The sequence below is a fragment of the Proteus sp. CA142267 genome (genome assembly GCF_003336825.1).
Taxonomy (GTDB): domain Bacteria; phylum Pseudomonadota; class Gammaproteobacteria; order Enterobacterales; family Enterobacteriaceae; genus Proteus; species Proteus terrae.
The window spans coordinates 1,203,712-1,224,304 of the sequence record NZ_QPMG01000001.1 but is presented as its reverse complement, the minus strand read 5'-3'; the positions used below and the strand labels follow the sequence as shown (position 1 = coordinate 1,224,304).

Here is a 20,593-nt window from a genome sequence, read left to right as displayed (position 1 = left end):
TAAATGAGAATTGGACACGGTTACGACGTACATAAATTTGGCGGCGAAGGCCCTATTATTATTGGCGGTGTCAGAGTTCCTTATGAACAAGGGCTATTAGCTCACTCTGATGGCGATGTAGTATTACATGCAGTTACAGATGCTATTTTAGGTGCAGTGGCAATGGGTGATATTGGTACATTGTTTCCTGATACCGATCCTGCATACAAAGGTGCAGATAGCCGCGTACTCCTTCGTGAAGCCTTCTCTCGTGTAAGAGCAAAAGGTTACCGAATTGGTAATTTAGATGTCACGATCATTGCTCAGGCTCCAAAAATGCTACCTCATACACCACAAATGCGCGTCAATATTGCAGAAGATCTTCATTGCCACGTTGATGACATCAATGTGAAAGCGACCACAACAGAAAAGCTTGGATTTGTCGGTAGAAAAGAAGGCATTGCCTGTGAAGCCGTTGTTTTACTAATGAAAGAGTCATTACCTGAATGAGTGATTTACCCGAACTCCATTGGTTACATGGAAAACCACAAGCAACAGGTTTGTTAAAGTTAATTCCTGAAGATTTTATTGTCTGTGAAGATCTTGGCTTCACCCTTGATGGTGAAGGCGAGCATGTCATGGTGAAAATCAGAAAAACAGGTTGTAATACGGCTTTTGTTGCTGAAAAATTAGCAAAATTTGTTGGGGTCCATCCTCGTGATGCCAGTTACGCCGGTCTAAAAGACAGAAATGCAGTGACTGAACAATGGTTTTGTCTGCGTATGCCGGGTAAAGAGATGCCTGATTTCAGCCAGCTCGCTTTAGAGGGTTGTGAAGTTCTAGAAGCGACTCGTCAACAACGTAAATTACGTATAGGAACACTAAAAGGTAATCACTTTACATTGGTATTACGAGAGATTTCTGATCGCAATTTTGTTGATGCTCGTTTGACGAAAATAAAAGCAAAAGGTGTCCCTAACTATTTTGGTGCTCAACGATTTGGTCGTAATGGTGATAATTTACGACAAGCCATGCGTTGGGCAACAGACGAAATCCGCGTAAAAGAACGAGGAAAGCGTAGCTTTTATCTCTCCGCAGCCCGTAGTGCGATGTTTAATCATATTGTCAGTAAAAGATTGGAATGCGATTTATATTCAAAAGTGATACTCGGTGATGCAATGCAACTTCATGGGCGAGGTAGCTGGTTTGTTGTTGATGAAGCAGAGCTGACTCAAACACAAATTCGTTATGAAGAGCATGATGTTCATATTACGGCACCTTTACCAGGTAAAGGTGATTTAGGTACACAATCACAAGCATTAGATTTTGAAACTGAAAATCTGGCAGAATATGAAGCCTTCTGGTCGTTGGTTCGACAAGAACGCGTTGATAATACAAGACGTGCTATCAATGTATTACCAGAAAATATGTCATGGAATTGGGTAGACGATACCACTGTTTCTCTGTCATTCTTTTTACCTGCAGGAAGCTTTGCAACTAGCGTTGTACGTGAATTAATTTTATTAGGGAATGATGATGCTGAAAATATTGGTGAGTAATGACGATGGTGTGATGGCGAAGGGGATACAGACCCTCGCTAAAGCATTACGCCAGCGTTATGATGTACAAATTGTTGCACCTGATCGCAATCGTAGTGCTGCATCTAACTCTTTAACAATCGACAGACCTCTACGCAAGCAAGAGCTTGAGAACGGGGATATTGCGATTGTTGAGGGTACACCAACAGATTGTGTTTATCTTGGTGTAAATCATTTAGTGCGCCCTCGTCCTGATATTGTGGTTTCTGGTATTAATCATGGCCCTAATTTGGGTGATGATGTTATTTATTCAGGTACGGTTGCTGCTGCAACAGAAGGGCGTTTTTTAGGTTTACCTGCCATTGCTGTTTCACTTGATGGTGAAACGCACTTTGAGACAGCTGCTCAAGTAACTTGTGATGTTTTAGCAATGTTACAACAAGTACCTTTAAGAGCCGGAAATATTCTCAATATTAACGTACCTGATATTCCTATTGATGAAGTAAAAGGTTTCCGTATTACACGCTGTGGTAGTCGTCATGCATCACAACATGTTTATACGCATACCGATCCTAGAGGAAATAGCCTTTATTGGATTGGGCCTCCAGGTGAAAAAAATGATGTAGGTCCCGATACAGATTTTGCTGCTGTTGATGAAGGTTATGTTTCGATAACTCCATTACATGTTGATTTAACAGCGTATAAAGCACTTGATTTACTACAAAATTGGTTAAATAAAGCAGAGGTCAAAAAAACATGTTAAGTCGGTCAATGAAAGACTTACTGACAATGTTAAAACAGCATGGCATCAAGGATGAGAGCCTGTTGGAAGCAATGAGTAAAGTACCTAGAGAGCTTTTTATTGATGAAGCGCTTTCTCATAAGGCTTACGAAAATACGGCTTTGCCTATTGGCAATGGGCAAACTATTTCACAGCCTTATATTGTTGCCAAAATGACAACATTACTGGAATTACAAAGTACAGATTCTGTATTAGAAATTGGTACAGGTTCGGGGTATCAAACGGCCGTATTAGCAAATTTAGTCCATCATGTTAGTTCTGTTGAGCGTATAAAGATATTGCAATGGCAAGCTAAACGACGTTTCAAACATCTTGATTTACATAACATCTCGACACGCCATGGTGATGGATGGGAAGGTTGGTCATCAAAAGCGCCGTTTAATGCCATAATAGTGACAGCATGTGCAACAGAAGTACCACAACAGTTATTGATGCAGTTAGCCGATGGTGGCAGGATGATAATACCTGTTGGTGAACAACAACAAATACTGAAGTTTATCCGACGTTTAGGTAATGATTTTCACTACCAATCTATAGAAACAGTTAGATTTGTTCCTTTAATTTCAGGCGAGTTAGCATAACTTCCAGATAAATCTGACCGTTTTTTATTACTGCTTTTTAATAGCTTGTCGTAATCTGCACTAATAAATGAAACATTTTCAAAAAATTGCAGTCTTTTTGTTTAACTCGACAAATTGCTAGATGCTAATGCCTTTTTAAAGGGAGAAGGAAGTATGAATTCAGAAAGCCCAATTAAGCATGTCCGCTGGGCAATCATGTGTTCGGTAATTGGATTTGCATTAACAGGCTGTGCAGATACACCTTATCGTCCTGCACCAATTACCTCTGTAAATGATAGCTCTTCAAATAATACGGTATCAACCGCACCTGTAATGACTAACAGTAATGCGACGCCTATTGAAAGAACTACCCCCTTACAATCGTCACCTCCTCCTTCAATTAAGGTGAACTCCGCTTCGTCTAATGGAGGCATGGTTCAGTCTCAAAACCAGCCTCGTCCTCAAACATCTGTTGCTGCGCAAAATGTAAGTACTGATGGCTCTGGACGGATTGTGTACAACCGCAATTATGACAGTATTCCTAAAGGCAATTATAGCGGTAATACCTATACAGTAAAACGCGGTGATACCATGTTCTATATCGCGTGGATAACAGATAGCGATGTAAAAGAGCTGGCATCAATGAATAATATTCCAGAGCCTTACAGTTTAAATGTGGGGCAGGTACTGAATATTGGTAACCGTCAAGTCAATACGGGAACCAATACAAATGTGAACACATCCGTTATCAATCAACCAAGTAGTGCAGGTGTTCAAACGGCTCAAACGAAACCGACAAACAACACATCAATGGGGCCATTGATCACTAAACCGGCAACAACACCGCCGAAAACAACGACTCCGCCACCAACAACCAACACGAATACCACAACGGCAGCGACACCAGCACCAACAGCGGTTTCTGGTAAGTGGATTTGGCCTGCACAAGGTAATATCATCGAAAGCTATTCAAGTGCGCCAGGTGGTAATAAAGGTATCGATATCGGTGGTACAAAAGGTTCACCAATTGTTGCAACCGCAGCGGGTAAAGTGGTTTATGCTGGTAGCGCATTACGTGGTTACGGTAACCTCGTTATCATTAAGCATAATGACGAATACCTCAGCGCATACGCACATAACGACACCATTTTAGTGCGCGAACAACAAAATGTGAATGCAGGTCAGCAAATTGCCACAATGGGTAGCTCTGGAACTAGTTCTGTCCGACTACACTTTGAGATCCGTTATAAAGAAAAATCACTCAACCCAATGAGTTATTTACCTAAGAAATAGATGAGTGATTTTTTACACGCATAGTGAATAATCCTAAAGTTAAGCCCTCTCCTTTACAAAAAGAAGAGGGCTTTTTCTTATCTGTAATTAATTAAAATATTGAAACAAAATAAATTTTACCTAAGTATAAGTGCTTATTTAAAGGTTATTAAAAATGAGAGGTCAATATAAAATTATAGATAACGTTAAATTAGACGGTTGATTCTCAACCAATGAATGCGTATGCTAAAAATTGTTATATAAAAAATGAATAAAGATTCGTTGTTATGAAAAGATGAACTATAAAACAACCTCTTGTTTAGGTAGGTATTTTCTTTATTAGATTATCTTTTTAATAATAGTACGTAATATAAATTATTGGATATTATTTTATTATTATGGATTTTTATTTGTTTTTTTAGATGTAAATAGTCACAAATAGTACATCAAATAGAGTAATTTTACGCATAGATAGATATACGTAAAATATAATAAAAAAACTGTTAATAACCTGCACTCAATAGTTAAGTTATATATTGAATAAAGAAAGAATAAAATTAACAGTAAAATAGATTATGTTATCTTTTATTTTGTAATTCGTTACAAGGGAAAATCAGTAAACCCGTTGTGTCGTGACACAGCGATAAACTGGTAAACAGACTTTAATTATGGGTCGTTTACCTAAATTATCAAGGGTAGGAGCAGCTGATGAGCCAAAGTACGCTAAGAGTAGACGAGTTATATACAGATGAAATTGAAGAGAACATGGAAGAGTTCGATGAAGTTGCTGCAAAAGAGGCAGAAAATGAGTCTGATGCTCAAGATGAAATTGAACTTATTGAAGGAGTCAACCAGCGTGCGCTCGATGCAACTCAGCTTTATTTAGGAGAAATTGGTTATTCTCCGTTGCTGACCGCTGAAGAGGAAGTTTTTTTTGCCCGTAGAGCGTTGCGAGGCGATATTCCTTCAAGACAACGAATGATAGAAAGTAACCTACGTTTAGTTGTTAAGATCTCTCGTCGTTATACAAACCGAGGTCTTGCCCTGCTTGATTTGATTGAAGAAGGGAACTTAGGACTTATTCGTGCTGTTGAAAAATTTGATCCTGAAAAAGGTTTCCGTTTTTCAACTTATGCGACATGGTGGATACGTCAAACTATTGAACGTGCCATTATGAACCAGACTCGTACTATCCGCCTTCCCATTCATATCGTTAAAGAGCTGAATGTTTATTTAAGAACAGCAAGAGAATTAGCACATAAACTCGATCATGAGCCTAGTGTTGAAGAAATTGCACAAACACTTGATAAACCAGTTGAAGATGTGAGTAAGATGCTACGTTTAAACGAACGTATTACTTCTGTTGATACCCCAATTGGTGGTGATTCAGATAAAGCATTACTCGATATTATCTCTGATGAAAATGAAGAAGGACCGGAAGCAACAATTCAAAATAATAACCTCAAGGAAAATATCATAAAGTGGTTATTTGAATTGAATCCTAAGCAACGTGAAGTATTAGCACGTCGTTTTGGGTTATTAGGCTATGAAGCAGAAACTTTAGAAGATGTTGGTAGAGAAATTGGTCTAACAAGAGAAAGAGTTCGTCAAATTCAAGTTGAAGGACTGCGTCGCTTAAAAGACATCCTACAAAGTCAGGGATTATGTATTGAAGCACTTTTCAAAGCATAGTTAGCCACCCTTTTTCTGTTTATAGCTTTAATTGACAGATTGTTATTACCAAAGCCGATTAGTGGATTTACTAATCGGCTTTTCTTTATCTTGTATTATGCGACTCAAAACGATAAAACAAGAACGCAGTCTTGCACCTTGTTAGCCTGATGAAAGTAATAAAGGAAGATATGAAAGATTATTTTTTAAACGTTAAATTAGAATGTTGCGATTTTAACCAACGTAAAATCTCCCCGAATGGAATGGTGAGATTAATAGCATCAGGTAAAAACTTCTATCTTAATGAAGAGGATTTTGCTAATTCCCAAGATTTTCTTAAACGATTAAAACAAGGTGATGAACTTAAAATCTGTGCTGAATTATTGAAAGATGGTAGTTTCTGGGTGCAATGGATTTATCATGATACTAAAGGAAGGCTTGAGCCTGAAAGAAAATTCACGCTAACAGCAAAACAACAAAAATGGTTATTGCTTGCATTTATTCTTACGCTTGTTGGCGGTTATTGGAGCTACTTCTCGATCCTCTATCTTGACGTGAATTTCTTTATCGTTGTTTCTATGGTTATTGCATGTGGTGCTGTGATGGCGGGGGTCAGTTATATCGGAGAAAAAGCTTATCGCTATTTTCAGCGCACAAGACCTAAACATAGAAAGAGAATAAAGGCGTTAGATAAAGTTATCACCAAGCAAGTGTTGATAGCGCCAGATGGCGAGCACCTCATTATTACTGGAATAAAATCAGCACCATTACCTTCATTGACTGTGAGTAAAAAATCGTTTCCTCAAATAAAACAAAGTAAAGTACAACGAGTTCGAGGAATAATACAAATTCATAGTACTAATAGAATTAAAATGCATCACCGCAACGGCGAGACGGTGATAATGCAAGTATCCTGCCTGATTGATAATCATCCTTTCGTATTAAGTTATAGAGAGCGCTTATTTTATTCTGATCATAATCTGTTTCTTGCTGATGGTGATGATGTTGAACTGTTCTTTTGGCAAGTTGAAGATAAGAACTCAGGGCCTGTTGTCTTGGGCGTTTATAATCATACAGATAATGGCGTTTATTCAATATCAGGACAAATGTATATTGGCCACCAGCGTACATATCGTTTATCACTGCTAATAATCGCATTAGTTAGTGTTTTTATTTTCTCAATGGTTGCAAGTTTTTCTATTTCTGATGTTTATGATAATGGCAATTATTGGGATAAATGGGATTGGTATTCTATTGGTGATAGTTTTTTAGGAATGGGAATTATCTATGGCTTAATTATGAGTGGCATTGCTTTTTTAACTGCCTTGTTTTCAAATCTTTATATTTTGTTATCAGAAAAAGGCAATAGCAGTTATCAAACCCATTTTTTACTTCAGCAGCAATGTATTGAAAGCAAACAACCCCTGTATATTACGGAGTTGCGCCAATGAATCCTTTTTTCCGTAAGCCTTTTATCATTATCACAAGTTTATTTATTTTAAGCTTATTGCTTTTTTATGGCGTACTTTTTCATGGATTCGCCTCTAAGTGGCAATGGAAAAATGAAAACTCTTCCGAATTATCTTCATACCCATATTCTCACTATGATTGGCGTAATACTTTTTATGCTTCTAGCGGAATGTTAATTAAAACTGAATCTGATAGTGGCCGATATGATGTAGATATTTATGGCAGACTTCATCGCCAAGATAACCAGAGAAAATATACACTGTACTTTTCTGATAAAGAAGGCATGCGCTTTGTATCGCAAGGTCAAGGTAGCTTTTATAACGCTTATTGTGTTGCCGATAAATGTGTTTTATTTACAGAGCAGGGACGACAAACTATAGATTTAACAGAGTTTACAATAGCAGATTTAATTCCTTGGCAAGAGACTAACAATGGTTATTATCGTTTTCCTTTAGCGCTAATTGGTGGAAAATTACTCTTTTCACAAACAACATCGCAACTAGTACTAGTTGATAATAAGACAATATTAACAAGTTTAGATGAAGGCGAAAGCTGGGAATATTCAGTTAATACAGAAGATTTGGTGAAGCAATATTACGCTGAAGATTTTGGTGAGTTTACTCAATTTCATTACGCTCTATCAGGTGATTCCCTCATTATTTTTTATAACCACCATTACACAACAAATACGTTAGAAATCACGTTAAATTTAGTGAATAAAGAAGTGACAAAAACACGCTGGCTTCCTTTGCGTGTTAAAGAAGTTGCCCAAAATGCTAAAGGTGATATCTATTTTATTGCTCAACATGCTTATCGTGATCTCTATTCTGTTGTTCAACGTCAAGCTGATGGAAATTTAGTGATTTTCTATGAAAGTGGTTATAAATATATAAATCAGTTAATGGCAAGTAATGATAATTTGATTTTAAATAAAGGCCGTAATGATGATGAAATTACGTTAGTCTTTTCATTGAAAACAAAAGATTATACATTTTATGAGAAAACTACTGACGATATGATGTTTAATCCTGCTTTATCATCATTTGTTCGCTTATTTGACAACTATGGTGATAAAGACACTTTATTGTTATTGGGTGAGCGGCTGAAATATAGCCATGCTTCAATTAATTAATGTTGTATTTATCTTTGATTATCTTCATTTGAAAAATTAGAAAGTAAGCCATAAAAAAGGCTCTGAAAAATCAAACAGAGCCTTTTTGCTATCAATATTTAGTATTTGTTATGACTTATTTTACCATCTCTTTTAAACGATAGAGTTGTTCTAATGCTTGTCGAGGTGTTAATGCATCAGGATCGATTTTATCTAATGCTAATTCAATGGCAGAAGGCTCTGCTTCTGTTAATAACATCAGCTGTGACGTTTCAACATGACCAGAGCCAGTATGACCTGATAGCATTTCAAGCTCTTTTAGCTTCTGCTTAGCGCGACGGATCACCTCTTTTGGCACGCCCGCTAATGACGCTACGGCTAAACCATAACTTTTACTTGCAGCGCCTTCTTGGACGCTGTGCATAAAGGCAATAGTATCGCCATGTTCAACTGCATCTAAATGAATGTTTGCAGTGCCTTTAAGTTTTTCAGGCAGTGTAGTTAATTCAAAATAGTGAGTTGCAAAGAGAGTCATCGCTTTAATGCGGTTTGCTAAATTTTCAGCACAAGCCCAAGCCAGAGATAACCCGTCATAAGTGGATGTACCCCGACCAATTTCATCCATTAAAACTAAGCTATTTTCAGTCGCATTGTGCAAAATATTAGCGGTTTCTGTCATTTCAACCATAAAAGTAGAACGTCCAGAAGCAAGATCATCAGAAGCACCGACACGCGTAAAGATGCGATCGACTGGGCCAATTAAGGCTTTTTCAGCAGGTACAAAGCTACCAATATAAGCAAGTAAAGTAATTAATGCGGCTTGGCGCATATAAGTACTTTTACCCCCCATATTAGGGCCTGTAATGATCAATAAGCGACGTTGAGGTGCTAATTGTAATGGATTTGAAATAAACGGTTCACTAAGGACTTGTTCAACAACTGGGTGACGTCCTCCAGTGATTTGAATGCCTGTTTTTTCACTCAATTCTGGGCGAGTATAATTTAATGACTCAGCACGCTCTGCAAGGTTAGAAAGAACATCTGTTTCAGCTAAAGCCTCTGCACTAATTTGTAATGCTGTAAGGTGAGGTAGTAGCTTTTCAAAAATCTCTTCATAAAGCATTTTTTCGATAGCTAATGCTTTACCTTTAGAAGTTAATACCTTGTCTTCATACTCTTTTAATTCAGGAATAATATAACGTTCAGCATTTTTCAATGTTTGACGACGAACATAGTGCATAGGCACTAAATTGCTTTGCCCGCGACTGACTTGGATGTAATAGCCATGTACACCATTAAAGCCAACTTTTAGAGTATCAATACCCCATTTTTCACGTTCACGGATTTCAAGTTTATCAAGGTAATCACTTGCGCCATCGGCTAATGCACGCCATTCATCTAATTCGGCATTATACCCAGAGGCAATAACACCACCGTCACGTACTAATACTGGCGGTGTTTCAACAATAGCATGTTCGAGTAATTCACATAATTCATCGAACTGACTAATACGCTTTTGTAATTCTTTGATGTAAGGCATATCAGCTTGTTCAAGCACTTGATGAATATCGTGATATTGCTGGAAAGCATGGCGCATACGAGAAAGATCACGTGGACGTGCGGAGCGTAGAGCTAAACGAGCTAAGACTCGCTCTAGATCACCTATTTGTCGTAAAAAAGGTTGCAGTTCAAAATAGAGGGGCTGTAATGCACTAATTGCATCTTGACGTTTAACGAGTTGTTCACGTTGGCGCAAAGGCGAATGTATCCAACGTTTTAGCATGCGGCTTCCCATAGGGGTAACACAGAGATCAAGTACGGATGCGAGTGTGTTATCGGTACCACCTGCAAGATTCTGTGTTAATTCAAGATTACGCCGAGTCGCCGCATCTAAAATAATTGAATCTTGAGGACGCTCCATAGTGATGTTACGAATATGGGGCAATGCAGTGCGTTGTGTATCTTTCACATATTGTAATAAGCACCCAGCAGCACAGAGTGCCAAATGTGCATTTTCAACACCAAAGCCTGTTAAATCACGAGTACCAAATTGCAGGTTCAGTTGTTGTCTTGCTGTTTCTGGTTCAAATTCCCAAATAGGACGACGGCGCAAGCCTTGCTGGCGCTCAATCAGTGCCATCGACTCAAAAGTTTCTGGATAGAGTAATTCCGCTGGATGAGTACGTTGCAATTCGGCAGTCATGCTTTCACTATCTGGCATTTCAGTAACACGAAAACGCCCTGATGTGATATCTAACGTTGCATAACCAAATGCGCCATTTTTATCTTGCCAAATAGCCGCTAAAAGGTTGTCTTGGCGCTCTTCAAGTAAGGCTTCATCAGTAACAGTACCCGGCGTTACAATACGAATAACTTTGCGCTCAACAGGGCCTTTACTTGTTGCAGGATCACCAATTTGTTCACAAATAGCGACAGATTCTCCTAGTTGAACTAATTTAGCGAGATAGTTTTCAACAGCATGATGTGGAACACCTGCCATAGGAATAGGTTGACCTGCGGACTGACCTCGTTTTGTTAATGAAATATCTAATAAGCGAGAGGCTTTTTTGGCATCATCAAAAAACAGTTCATAAAAGTCACCCATACGATAGAACAGTAAGATTTCAGGATGCTCTGCTTTAATCTTAAGATACTGCTGCATCATTGGTGTGTGGGAGTCTAAGTGTTGAATGTCAGTCATGTTGTTGTCTGTCTTAACGTATTGAATTTTGAGTTATTTGTGAAAATCTGTTGTTACACCGCATATCGTTCTATTTCACAAGCATTGCGTGATCATATCACAAGGTTTCAGTTCATTGTTTTAATGATCCAAATATCTTTTTAGACCAAAAGCCAAATAATTTCACACACTATAATATCGTTAATTCACCATTAATGATAATCTGCACTTTTCTGAAAACTCTTTATTTTTAATTCATTACATATTGATTTTAATGATGTTTAATTACATTGATAAATAAAGTGGGATACTTTTTACACACAAAATATAAATACGCAAATGACGAAAACAAGGCTAGATATTTAAATGCTAAACATAAGAAAATCATCTCTTTTGCGGTATAACTCGCATAAAAAAAGTTTGTTAGCTATTTTTCGATTTTTAATAGATGTAAAAATCAAGAGTGTGTAAGAGTAATAGGTTATCTTATCGATAATTAAACAAAAAATAGATAAATAATATTTTTTAGTCATCGTCTTACAGTCGCTAGATTTTTTTAAAATAAACATAAAGAGCCACATTATGAGTCGTAAATATTCGCCCCCCTATACAATTACACTTTCAATTCTTAACTCTGTGGCAGAAATTAGTGAGTTATTAGGGTATTGATCAGCGACGGGAAAGGTTGCTTGTCCCCCATATAATGAAGTTCAGGTCAAGATTGAAGTTTTTGAATATTGGCCTTCTGATTTAGCTAAAGTATTTGTTCAAGCAGGGTTACCAAAGCGAATACCACCTTCTACTGCTCACTGTAAAAATGGAGATATTGCTATTACAGGAATGCCTCCTCGTATTTTATCTCCATTACGTAATACCACTTATACTTTAAGGCGTGCTTCATCACCAAATACATCAATTGTATTTAATGCAACAACGGATAATGACAGCAATATTATTTATTGGTTTGTTGATGATGCTTATCTAGGGAATAGTACAAATCAGCGTTCAATAGAATGGTATCCCAAAGAAAGTGGTCGCTATCGTATTCGTGCAGTAGACGATAAAGGAAGAGCGGATACGCGAAATATTCGTGTTGATATTATTGGGGTGATTAACAAACAAGAAATCGAAGCACATTAACATTGAAGTTAAAGTCCGTAGGTTTTACTTAATGTTTTTCTTAACGCCAAAATCTTAATCTCTATCGTTATCTTATCCTAACTGTTATTACCCTATATTGTTGCGAGATAATTATTAGGTAAAATATTGAAAAATTTATTTTATCTCGTGAGCAAGGAAGAAATAACCAGTATGAAAACTAGAATTCTAAAATTAGCTTTATTAGGTGCATTAGCGTTACCGTTAGTGGGATGTGGTGATGCAACACCTAATTGTGATAGCACTGAAGCAAAGAACTTAGTGATTGATATTACAAAAGATGAATTACGTGATCAAAGAATGGCGTCAGTGATCGATCAAATTAAGATCAAAGTAGAAAGCGTACGTACCCGTGAGCATGATGAGAAGAGAGATACTTACTCATGTGCTGCTGAACTTTCTTTTGAAGGTAAAGGTGGTAAAAATTCTATTCCGATTACTTATACCATTGAAAGTACAGATGACGGCAAAGAGTTTTACGTTAATGTATTTGGTTTGTAGTTGACCCAGAAAAAACCAGAATAGAAAGTAGATATATAAGTAACAAGCCTATATATCTACTTGTAATAGAAATTATGCTAGATCATCCAGAAATTCGGGTGATGGAACAAAGAATAATGTACCGGTTACAGGGGTACTGAATTTAAGCAACTTATCCGTATGGCCCTCAGGTGTACCTGCAAACATATTTTCTAACATACGGTTAGTTGTTGAAAAATAACGTGCATAACCAATAAAGTAAGTACCATATTCATTTTTGGATGGATTGGAAAAAGGCATATTGGCTCTGACAATTTTTAAATCTTCGCCGTTCTCATCTTGAATATTGGTGACAACATTGTGTGAACCAGGCTCTTTTTCTTCATCGGTTAATTCCACATCATTAAATTTATGTCTACCAATGACTTTTTCTTGTTCGATAAGAGGCTGTTTTTCCCATGCTTCCATATCGTGAATATATTTTTGTACAAAGGCATAACTGCCACCTGCAAATTCAGGATCTTCATTACCAATAACAGCATAAGAAGCTCGTTCATCTTCATATTCTGGGTTTTCAGTTCCATCGACAAAACCAATAATAGAGCGCCCATCAAAATATCTAAATCCATGTACTTCATCGACAGGCGTAACAATATTCTTTAGCTTTTGGCTGATGATAGATGCTAATTCGTAACAGGCTGAAACCTTGAGAGCTCGAATATGGAAAAAAAGATCGCCTGGAGTTGAAACCGCGGTATAAGTATCACCTTTAATTTCTTTAAAGGTATTTAGCTCTTTGGGTTTAGGCTGATTGGGAAATAATGTAGCCCATGCATTTGCACCGAATCCCATTACACAACTTGTTTCCAATTCAGGAAAACGTGTTCTCATGCTACGTATCAGGCCAGAAAAATTATTACAAAAATCGATCAGAGTATCGCGGTTCTCGGGTGAATAGGTGAGGTTAAAAACTAAAAAATAAGCATTCTCACAGGGTGATTTCGTAACATCTTGGTATTTCATAGTGATCCCTAAATGACGAATAATAGATGAATAAAATTAAGCTATATTTACAAAATATTGTTTTTTAGTTTTACACCAAAAACCTCCCTATTACAAAGAGAGGGTTTGAGTTTTATTCAGATTTTTATCAATAAACAGTATCAGAAATGCTATTGTTTTCTCTATTTTTTTTAATGCTAATACACTGTATTAATTAATATTCTCATGACTTTGATAAACTAAAGATAGGTGCGGATGTTGCCATAAACTAGCTGGAGTGACAGTGGTTCTTTCCCACGGTATTTGCCCAATAAACCATAATTTCCAAAATTGTAATTTGGCATTAGGATTTTTGCTTAATAACTCTTGGAATGTTTCTATTTCACCTATACGAATAGAGAGTGCTGATTTATAAATATCAAAAACAAATTTAGAGCAAAATTGGCGGGAAGAGTCGTATTTAAAACCTGTGTGGTAAAGCTTATTTAATCTTTCAGGTACTTGTGCAACAAGTGCATTTTTTTGTTCGTCAGAGAGTTGTGTGGATAGCCGGCGTATTGCATAACGTTTGCCCGCAGAGCGGTTAATAAAGCGGGTTAATGTGGTTGTGGTTGAGAGCGGAACTCGGCTTTCGGCAACTAAATAATCCTCACCATTATGACCAATAATAATGCCAACATGATTACTCCAGCATAAAGAAGCTGAGGAAATTTGACGAAATAAAGAGGTACCAATACACGTAAATACGATATCACCAACTTCTAATTTTTGTGGATAATCAATTTTTATCATCATTATATGACCTATTAAATAGAAACATAATCACCATTCTTTGACCATAATAAGTACATAAGGTTTCTATTTGATAACTCAATGATCTCAAGATAAAAAGAATACTCGGATTTAAGGTGTTCTTAATTTTAAGAGAAAAATAATTATTTATTTAGAATAAGAAGATAAAATTAAAATATTAAATTAATATTTTAATTGAGTAATAAATATATATTTAAGTAAATTAACTTAGTTGCTCATTTGAAATATCATATTTCACGACCACACTATTTTCATAAAGTAATTCTGATGTAATTAATTGAGGAAAAGCACCTACATTGTTCTTAGTGTAAATATCTCGCCAAATTTCATTACAACGATATACATGCTCTCCCTTTTTGATAAAAGAAGAAGATTTCTCATAAATATGATAACGATATTCTCTTGCTTCACTACAAAGGAGTTCGCCTTCTAACTGATGTTCAGCGACATGTAATCTAATTTGGTAATCATAAGATGTTGGATTATATAAGACTAAATCTACATAATTATAAAAAATAGCGGCTCCTGAGCCAAAAGGAAGCACTCTCCCTTCATCAGGAAAGGGATCAAAACTATGATTAGCTTTCTCGACCACTTTTAATTCAGAATGTAGTGCTAACCAATGTATTAAATTACTCGCCTGACAAATTCCACCGCCTACACCTTTTCTTGCTTCGCCATAGGAAAGCTGCATACCATCAATAAAACCTCTTTTATAGCTAGGTTTACCGACTAAATAGCAAAAAGAGAAATACTCACCCGGTTTTATCACTACGCCATCTAACGCTTTTTCGACTAATTTAAGATTCGTTATTTTATTGTATTGTAATTGAATATCACTTTCGCCACGGCGACTAATTAATTTAGATGTATGTTTTAAATAACGGTAAGAAAGTCGTTGTTCTGGTTGAACGTCTCTGCTGTATTTTCGACCTGAAAAATACCAACGAAGAGAACGAAATAAACGACGCTGAGCCACTCTCAAAGCATAAAGAATAGGGTGATAAGACGAGAGTGTTCTACGCATAAAATCCTTTTAAACAATAGCAAATAGAAAGGGATAAACGTGAGTATAATAACGATCTAATGAGGATATTGATATGCTGATATCCTTAAAATAACAGGGTTAAAAATTTAGTCACTAAATTTACTTATTGATATCTTTAGTTAAAATTTGAGCTTGAGATTGTAAGATAGATAAAAAGTTCTTAGTGGCTGGGGAGATATACTTTTCTTTATGATAAAAGTAACGAATGCCTCGGCTAAATTGAATATCATCAAATGCAATTTCACATAAAAGACCAGATTTTAATTCTTGCATGATAGACAAACGAGATAAAATTGAGATCCCTAAACCGTGAATAACACCCTGTTTTATTCCTTCTAAACTATTTATTTCCATCACATTTTTGAGTTCTTTATTATTTTCTTGGATCCTATCTAATAAAAAATCACGAGTAGCAGAGTGCTCGGGTTTGATCAGAAAAACTTCTGATGCAATATCAGAAAATCTGCAATGTTTCTTTTTTGCCAACCAATGTTCAGGTGAACAAATAAGCACTAAGGGATCGATAAGAAAGGTATCAAGATGATATTCCGTCGGATCTAAATAGATATGATCTGACATGATCAAAAATTCTAATTCTTGGGTATCAAGCTTACGGATAAGTTGTGTTGAGCTTGAAATATCCATACTTAATTTCACATCAGGATATTGCTCTCTAAACTGCGCCATAATTTGAGGTAATAGGTAAACGCCAACAAAATGGCTAGCGCCAAACTTAATTTCACCTTTAGAGGGATCATCAAATTGTCGCATATGCTCAGAAGAAGATTTTACCAAGTTAATAATCTGAGTTGCGTACTGTTGATAAACCTTACCTTGGGGAGTTAAATAAAGCCGATTATTGATCCTTTCAAACAATGTTGTTTGCAATTCTTCTTCTAGTTTTCTGATTTTAATACTCACACTTGGTTGAGTGCAGAATAGGCGTTCTGCGGTTTCCGTAACATTAAAACCGTTGGCAAGTAGTAGAAAAGCATCAAGTTGGCTTAAATTCATATCAACACCATAAATTATTTTTATAGTTATAATATATTAATACAATTATCTTTATACCTCAATATTTCTATACTGGACTTCCTACCCTACACATTAAGAGGAATCGGTTATGGAAAAGACTGCGAAGCGAGATGATATCGCTAAACCAGCGCCATCATCACCAAAACAAAACGGTAAGAAGATAACCTTAAAAACAATAGGAATACCTTTAGCTTTATTGGTATTACTCGTTTTATTTTTTATGCCAACACCAGATGGATTAAGTATTGAAGGGCAAAAAGCCATTGCTATTTTTTGTGCGGCGTTAATTTTATGGGTGTGTGGATCTTTACCCATTTATTTAACCTCAATGCTCGTTATTGTTTTACTTCCAATAACGGGAACTGTCGCAAAAGAGAAAGTGGTTTTCGGTACATTAGGTTATGATGTTATTTGGCTGATGGTTTCAGCATTTGTTTTAACGTCCGCCATGATCAAATCGAATATTGCCAGACGCTTTGCTTTATGGATGATCACCAAATTTGGGCAAACCCCCAAAAAAGCGTTATTTGTTCTTATTTTAATTAACTTCAGTTTAGTTTTCTTTGTTCCTTCAACGACTGCACGCGCAACATTAATGGTGCCTATTTGTATGATCTTATTAGAGATACATAAGGCAATTCCCGGAAAAAGCAATTACGGGAAATTAATGATGTTGCAAGGTGTACAAGCTGATGCTTTGGCAACATCCGGCGTAATGACGGGTACTGCCGCTAATATTATTGCGGTTGGATTTATCAATTCACAAGCAGGTGGTTCTATTGGTTATATGGATTGGCTAATTGCCTCTTTCCCATTAGCTATTGTTGGCATGACTATCTCCTTTTTTATTGGATTAAAATTATTCTCTTTTAAAGGGGAAGTGGATTTTGAAGGCTCGCTAGAGAAATTGAAAAAAGAACGTTCTCAACTTGGTGCATTAACTAAGAATGAGAAAAAAGCCATGTATATCTTTTTAATGGCAGTGTTCTTATGGGCAACCGAAAGCTATCACCAAGATATGTTTGGCTTCAAGATTAGTGTTTATATGACTGCTGTTATTGCTGCCATTCTTTGCCTGATGCCTCGTATTGGCTTATTAACGTGGAATGAAGCCAATATCAAATGGGATCTAATGATATTTGCAGCAGGTGCTTATGCGGCTGGTAACACCTTAGAATCTACAGAAGGAGCACAATGGTTAATTGGTAAAATGGTTTATGGGCTCGGGCTAGAAAATATGAGCACTACAATGGTTTATATTGTGGTTGTCTTTATCTGCATGTATAGCCATTTAATTTTTACCAGTAAAACAGTAAAAACAACCATCTTAATTCCAGCCATTATTGCACTTGCTAAAACATTGGGCATGGATCCGGTTACATTGGCATTAGCTGCGTCATTTACACTGACTTATACCATTACCTTACCACCACATTCGAAAGTAAATACTATCTATTTCTCAAGTGGCTACTTTAGTGTATTAGAGCAAATGAAATATGGATTAATTACTTGTTTTGTTGGGGCATCGGTAATTTCTATTGCGATATTTACTTGGTTCCAAATTCTTGGATATGGTCTTTAAACCATTAAATTAAGGAATAATAATGAGACTAATTTTATTAAGACACGGTGAAACCTTATGGAATATGGAATCGCGCTTACAAGGACATGCTAATTCATGTTTATCACCAAAAGGTATTAATCAAGCAATGGCGATAAAAGAGAGCATTAAATTGTTATCGCCAGTTCGGATTATTACGTCAGATTTAGGCAGAACAGTACAAACCGCAGAAATTGTTGGTCATCCTGAAGCAGTTAAAGAGCCGTTATTGCGTGAGTTAAATATGGGAGAGTGGACGGGGCAACGAAAACCAGAACTTATAAGACACCATGCAGATAAATACAAAAATTGGCGAGCAGGAACATATACGCCACCTAAAGGCGAAAATTGGTTTGATTTTTGCGATCGCATTGGTGCGGCATTACAAGGATGGGTGCATAAAGAAGACAGCGATTTATTAGCAGTTGTGCATAGTGGTGTTATTCGTGCCGCCTGCAAAGTATTTTTAAATTTATCTCCTGAGTTTTTATTACCAGCAACACCAGGCACAATAACGATATTTAATTTTGATCTTAATTCTGACAAAGCACCAAAATTAGAAGCCTATAATATTGGCTCTTATATGCCAGATAAGAATGTCGCTGATTAAGATTAATAAGAGGTGGTTTTCAAATTAATTGTAGTAAATCAATGTATATAACGATCTAAAAAGCACTCCGATATTAAATCAGAGCAAGGGAAACCTTGCTCTTTTTTATGCTCATATCTATTAAAAATAAAAAAAATCCATTAATTACACCGTATAAGTTATTATTCGAAATTAAATCATAAACAAAATAAATTTTTAGTTTTAAAATTTTATTTTGTTTTTATTGATCTACAATAATTAAAAAAAAAGAAAGATATTTAGATCTTAAGTTTATTTATTAACTCATGATGTGTAACTTTAAAATTAACATTTATTAAAGTATATAAATGTATATTTAATGCTGTATTAAGGCAAACTTGTTTATTCTAAAAAATAATATAATAATACTCATATATTGAGTTAATTATTGATGTGGATTAAATTCATGTATTAACCAGTATATATAAATATATTAATAAATATATTAATAATTATTTTTTTGGAGAAAATAAATGAAGAAAAATTTACTTGCAATACTTATTGCTAGTGGTTCTATTTTTACAGTTAATAATGCGTTTGCTGAGGATGGTACTATTGATTTTACAGGTGAAATTATTGATAACGCCTGTGAGCTAGCATCTGGCTCTGATGCTTTAAAAGTTAATTTAGGTACCGTCTCTAAAAAAGCATTACCAAGTACAGGGAGTACTGCTGCAGCGACAAAATTCACAATTAAATTAATTAATTGCCCTAAAACAGTGACTACTGCATCTGTTAAATTTGACGCTGATTCATATGTAGGTGATGACAGTGTTATTGCCCTGAAAAAAGAGTCGGGTGTAGCAACTGGAGTGGGTATTCAAATTACGGATGATGCGAATGTTGTAGTACCTTTATTTACAGCATCTAAAGTCTATCCATTAAAAGAAAATATTGAAAATAATTTAGATTTTAGAGCTCGTTATATTGCTAAAACAGATTCTGTTACTGCGGGTTTAGCAAATGGTAATGCAACATTTACTATTAACTATAACTAAATAAGATTAAATATAAATTAAGGTTTAAAAGGACTTGAACCTTATTATAAATAATACAGTGGTGATAATGTGAAATCTATTATTGTCTTTTTAATTTCTATTCTTTTTTTTATTAGTCAATCTTCTGCTGGCGTTATTATTGGTGGAACTAGAGTTATTTACACAGAGGGAAATAAAAACGTTAGTATTAATGTTGAAAATCCAGATAAAATTCCCTATTTAATCCAGTCTTGGATAGATGATGTTAATGAAAATAAACAGTCAAAATTTACTATTACTCCACCTTTATTTAGATTAAATCCAGATAAGGCGAATACGCTGAGGATTTTTTTAACTGAAGGGAATTTACCTAGCGATAAAGAGTCTCTATTTTGGTTAAATATAAAAACAATACCTGCTACAGAAAAAACAGAAAATTCATTGCAGATTGCTTTTAAGACTCAAATGAAATTAATTTATCGACCTGAAAATTTAAAAAAGGTAAATTTTGAGGAAGAGCAGAAAAAATTAAGATGGTCAAAAGTTGGAAATAAAATTAGTGTGAATAATCCAACACCCTATTACTTTAATTTTCAGATGATTAATTTTAATGGGAAATCAGTCAATGATGTCTCTTATGTTGAACCTTTTTCAACAAAATCATTTGATATAAATGATGATAATAAACACGGCACGATAAACTGGGAAGTTATTAATGACTATGGTGCCAGCGTAAATTTATCAGAAGTTAAAATATAATAAATTATAA

General features: G+C 35.7%; 19 protein-coding genes. 14 read left to right on the top strand and 5 right to left on the bottom strand.

The features are described from left to right. Window positions 1-3: 3 nt before the first annotated feature. From ispF to C0T34_RS05600, 8 genes are all read left to right on the top strand, one after another. The gene (gene ispF / locus C0T34_RS05635) at window positions 4-489 is read left to right on the top strand and encodes a 2-C-methyl-D-erythritol 2,4-cyclodiphosphate synthase (protein ID WP_023582677.1); all 486 of its coding nucleotides are present in this window, start codon (window positions 4-6) and stop codon (window positions 487-489) included. Next, window positions 486-1,538, top strand: coding sequence for a tRNA pseudouridine(13) synthase TruD (gene truD, locus C0T34_RS05630; RefSeq protein WP_098942042.1), 1,053 nt, complete (start codon window positions 486-488; stop codon window positions 1,536-1,538). The genes ispF and truD overlap by 4 nt, the downstream gene beginning before the upstream one ends. After that, a complete protein-coding gene (gene surE / locus C0T34_RS05625; protein WP_109849816.1) occupies window positions 1,516-2,280 on the top strand; it encodes a 5'/3'-nucleotidase SurE in 765 nt (254 codons plus the stop codon). Before truD ends, surE begins: the two co-directional genes overlap by 23 nt. Continuing rightward, entirely contained in the window at window positions 2,274-2,900 is a 627-nt protein-coding gene (locus C0T34_RS05620; protein ID WP_098942044.1) for a protein-L-isoaspartate(D-aspartate) O-methyltransferase, read from the top strand. The genes surE and C0T34_RS05620 overlap by 7 nt, the downstream gene beginning before the upstream one ends. Window positions 2,901-3,053: 153 nt before the next feature. Beyond that, the gene (nlpD, locus tag C0T34_RS05615) at window positions 3,054-4,172 is read left to right on the top strand and encodes a murein hydrolase activator NlpD (protein WP_098942045.1); all 1,119 of its coding nucleotides are present in this window, start codon (window positions 3,054-3,056) and stop codon (window positions 4,170-4,172) included. A 687-nt stretch (window positions 4,173-4,859) separates the two neighbouring features. Beyond that, window positions 4,860-5,843: an RNA polymerase sigma factor RpoS gene (gene rpoS, locus C0T34_RS05610; protein WP_023582671.1), complete on the top strand. Its 984-nt coding sequence runs from the start codon at window positions 4,860-4,862 to the stop codon at window positions 5,841-5,843. 170 nt (window positions 5,844-6,013) lie between these two features. Further along, window positions 6,014-7,273: a hypothetical protein gene (locus C0T34_RS05605; protein WP_109849815.1), complete on the top strand. Its 1,260-nt coding sequence runs from the start codon at window positions 6,014-6,016 to the stop codon at window positions 7,271-7,273. Further along, complete coding sequence (locus C0T34_RS05600; RefSeq protein ID WP_109849814.1) at window positions 7,270-8,424, top strand: hypothetical protein; 1,155 nt, start codon at window positions 7,270-7,272, stop codon at window positions 8,422-8,424. Before C0T34_RS05605 ends, C0T34_RS05600 begins: the two co-directional genes overlap by 4 nt. A 115-nt stretch (window positions 8,425-8,539) precedes the next feature. Here C0T34_RS05600 and mutS read toward each other — a convergent pair whose 3' ends face one another. Beyond that, window positions 8,540-11,104, bottom strand: coding sequence for a DNA mismatch repair protein MutS (gene mutS, locus C0T34_RS05595; RefSeq protein WP_109849813.1), 2,565 nt, complete (start codon window positions 11,102-11,104; stop codon window positions 8,540-8,542). Window positions 11,105-11,923: 819 nt separating this feature from the next. On the opposite strand from mutS, the gene C0T34_RS05590 reads away from it, so the two are divergent. Both C0T34_RS05590 and C0T34_RS05585 read left to right on the top strand, forming a co-directional pair. Next, a complete protein-coding gene (locus C0T34_RS05590) occupies window positions 11,924-12,223 on the top strand; it encodes a hypothetical protein (RefSeq protein WP_231039512.1) in 300 nt (99 codons plus the stop codon). Between the two features lie 171 nt (window positions 12,224-12,394). Continuing rightward, a complete protein-coding gene (locus C0T34_RS05585) occupies window positions 12,395-12,742 on the top strand; it encodes a hypothetical protein (RefSeq protein ID WP_098942050.1) in 348 nt (115 codons plus the stop codon). Window positions 12,743-12,814: 72 nt separating this feature from the next. On the opposite strand, the gene C0T34_RS05580 is transcribed toward C0T34_RS05585, so the two are convergent. The 4 genes from C0T34_RS05580 to C0T34_RS05565 all read right to left on the bottom strand — a co-directional run bounded on the left by C0T34_RS05580 (window position 12,815) and on the right by C0T34_RS05565 (window position 16,598). After that, complete coding sequence (locus C0T34_RS05580; RefSeq protein ID WP_098942051.1) at window positions 12,815-13,744, bottom strand: Dyp-type peroxidase; 930 nt, start codon at window positions 13,742-13,744, stop codon at window positions 12,815-12,817. 189 nt (window positions 13,745-13,933) lie between these two features. Then, entirely contained in the window at window positions 13,934-14,512 is a 579-nt protein-coding gene (locus C0T34_RS05575) for a YebB family permuted papain-like enzyme (RefSeq protein WP_196556616.1), read from the bottom strand. 226 nt (window positions 14,513-14,738) lie between these two features. After that, window positions 14,739-15,563 carry a VanW family protein gene (locus tag C0T34_RS05570; protein ID WP_109849811.1) on the bottom strand — a complete coding sequence of 275 codons (825 nt, stop codon included), beginning with the start codon at window positions 15,561-15,563 and terminating at the stop codon, window positions 14,739-14,741. 120 nt (window positions 15,564-15,683) lie between these two features. After that, the gene (locus C0T34_RS05565) at window positions 15,684-16,598 is read right to left on the bottom strand and encodes a LysR family transcriptional regulator (protein ID WP_098942053.1); all 915 of its coding nucleotides are present in this window, start codon (window positions 16,596-16,598) and stop codon (window positions 15,684-15,686) included. Between the two features lie 109 nt (window positions 16,599-16,707). Between C0T34_RS05565 and C0T34_RS05560 the strand changes: the two genes are divergently transcribed. The 4 genes from C0T34_RS05560 to C0T34_RS05545 all read left to right on the top strand — a co-directional run bounded on the left by C0T34_RS05560 (window position 16,708) and on the right by C0T34_RS05545 (window position 20,583). Next, window positions 16,708-18,201, top strand: coding sequence for a DASS family sodium-coupled anion symporter (locus C0T34_RS05560; protein WP_098942054.1), 1,494 nt, complete (start codon window positions 16,708-16,710; stop codon window positions 18,199-18,201). 22 nt (window positions 18,202-18,223) lie between these two features. Next, window positions 18,224-18,829, top strand: a complete 606-nt coding sequence (locus C0T34_RS05555) for a histidine phosphatase family protein (protein ID WP_098942055.1) — start codon at window positions 18,224-18,226, stop codon at window positions 18,827-18,829. A gap of 491 nt (window positions 18,830-19,320) precedes the next feature. Then, window positions 19,321-19,845, top strand: a complete 525-nt coding sequence (locus C0T34_RS05550; RefSeq protein ID WP_109849810.1) for a fimbrial protein — start codon at window positions 19,321-19,323, stop codon at window positions 19,843-19,845. A gap of 69 nt (window positions 19,846-19,914) precedes the next feature. Beyond that, complete coding sequence (locus C0T34_RS05545; RefSeq protein ID WP_109849809.1) at window positions 19,915-20,583, top strand: molecular chaperone; 669 nt, start codon at window positions 19,915-19,917, stop codon at window positions 20,581-20,583. Window positions 20,584-20,593: the final 10 nt, after the last annotated feature.

Bases quoted from the DNA above. Each gene is read 5' to 3' on its own strand.
- C0T34_RS05570 (WP_109849811.1), bottom strand. From the start codon at position 15,563: ATGCGTAGAACACTCTCGTCTTATCACCCTATTCTTTATGCTTTGAGA.
- C0T34_RS05560 (WP_098942054.1), top strand. From the start codon at position 16,708: ATGGAAAAGACTGCGAAGCGAGATGATATCGCTAAACCAGCGCCATCA.
- C0T34_RS05580 (WP_098942051.1), bottom strand. From the start codon at position 13,744: ATGAAATACCAAGATGTTACGAAATCACCCTGTGAGAATGCTTATTTT.
- C0T34_RS05565 (WP_098942053.1), bottom strand. From the start codon at position 16,598: ATGAATTTAAGCCAACTTGATGCTTTTCTACTACTTGCCAACGGTTTT.
- C0T34_RS05585 (WP_098942050.1), top strand. From the start codon at position 12,395: ATGAAAACTAGAATTCTAAAATTAGCTTTATTAGGTGCATTAGCGTTA.
- truD (WP_098942042.1), top strand. From the start codon at position 486: ATGAGTGATTTACCCGAACTCCATTGGTTACATGGAAAACCACAAGCA.
- surE (WP_109849816.1), top strand. From the start codon at position 1,516: ATGCTGAAAATATTGGTGAGTAATGACGATGGTGTGATGGCGAAGGGG.
- C0T34_RS05605 (WP_109849815.1), top strand. From the start codon at position 6,014: ATGAAAGATTATTTTTTAAACGTTAAATTAGAATGTTGCGATTTTAAC.
- C0T34_RS05600 (WP_109849814.1), top strand. From the start codon at position 7,270: ATGAATCCTTTTTTCCGTAAGCCTTTTATCATTATCACAAGTTTATTT.
- C0T34_RS05550 (WP_109849810.1), top strand. From the start codon at position 19,321: ATGAAGAAAAATTTACTTGCAATACTTATTGCTAGTGGTTCTATTTTT.
- C0T34_RS05590 (WP_231039512.1), top strand. From the start codon at position 11,924: ATGCCTCCTCGTATTTTATCTCCATTACGTAATACCACTTATACTTTA.
- mutS (WP_109849813.1), bottom strand. From the start codon at position 11,104: ATGACTGACATTCAACACTTAGACTCCCACACACCAATGATGCAGCAG.
- ispF (WP_023582677.1), top strand. From the start codon at position 4: ATGAGAATTGGACACGGTTACGACGTACATAAATTTGGCGGCGAAGGC.
- rpoS (WP_023582671.1), top strand. From the start codon at position 4,860: ATGAGCCAAAGTACGCTAAGAGTAGACGAGTTATATACAGATGAAATT.
- C0T34_RS05555 (WP_098942055.1), top strand. From the start codon at position 18,224: ATGAGACTAATTTTATTAAGACACGGTGAAACCTTATGGAATATGGAA.
- nlpD (WP_098942045.1), top strand. From the start codon at position 3,054: ATGAATTCAGAAAGCCCAATTAAGCATGTCCGCTGGGCAATCATGTGT.
- C0T34_RS05620 (WP_098942044.1), top strand. From the start codon at position 2,274: ATGTTAAGTCGGTCAATGAAAGACTTACTGACAATGTTAAAACAGCAT.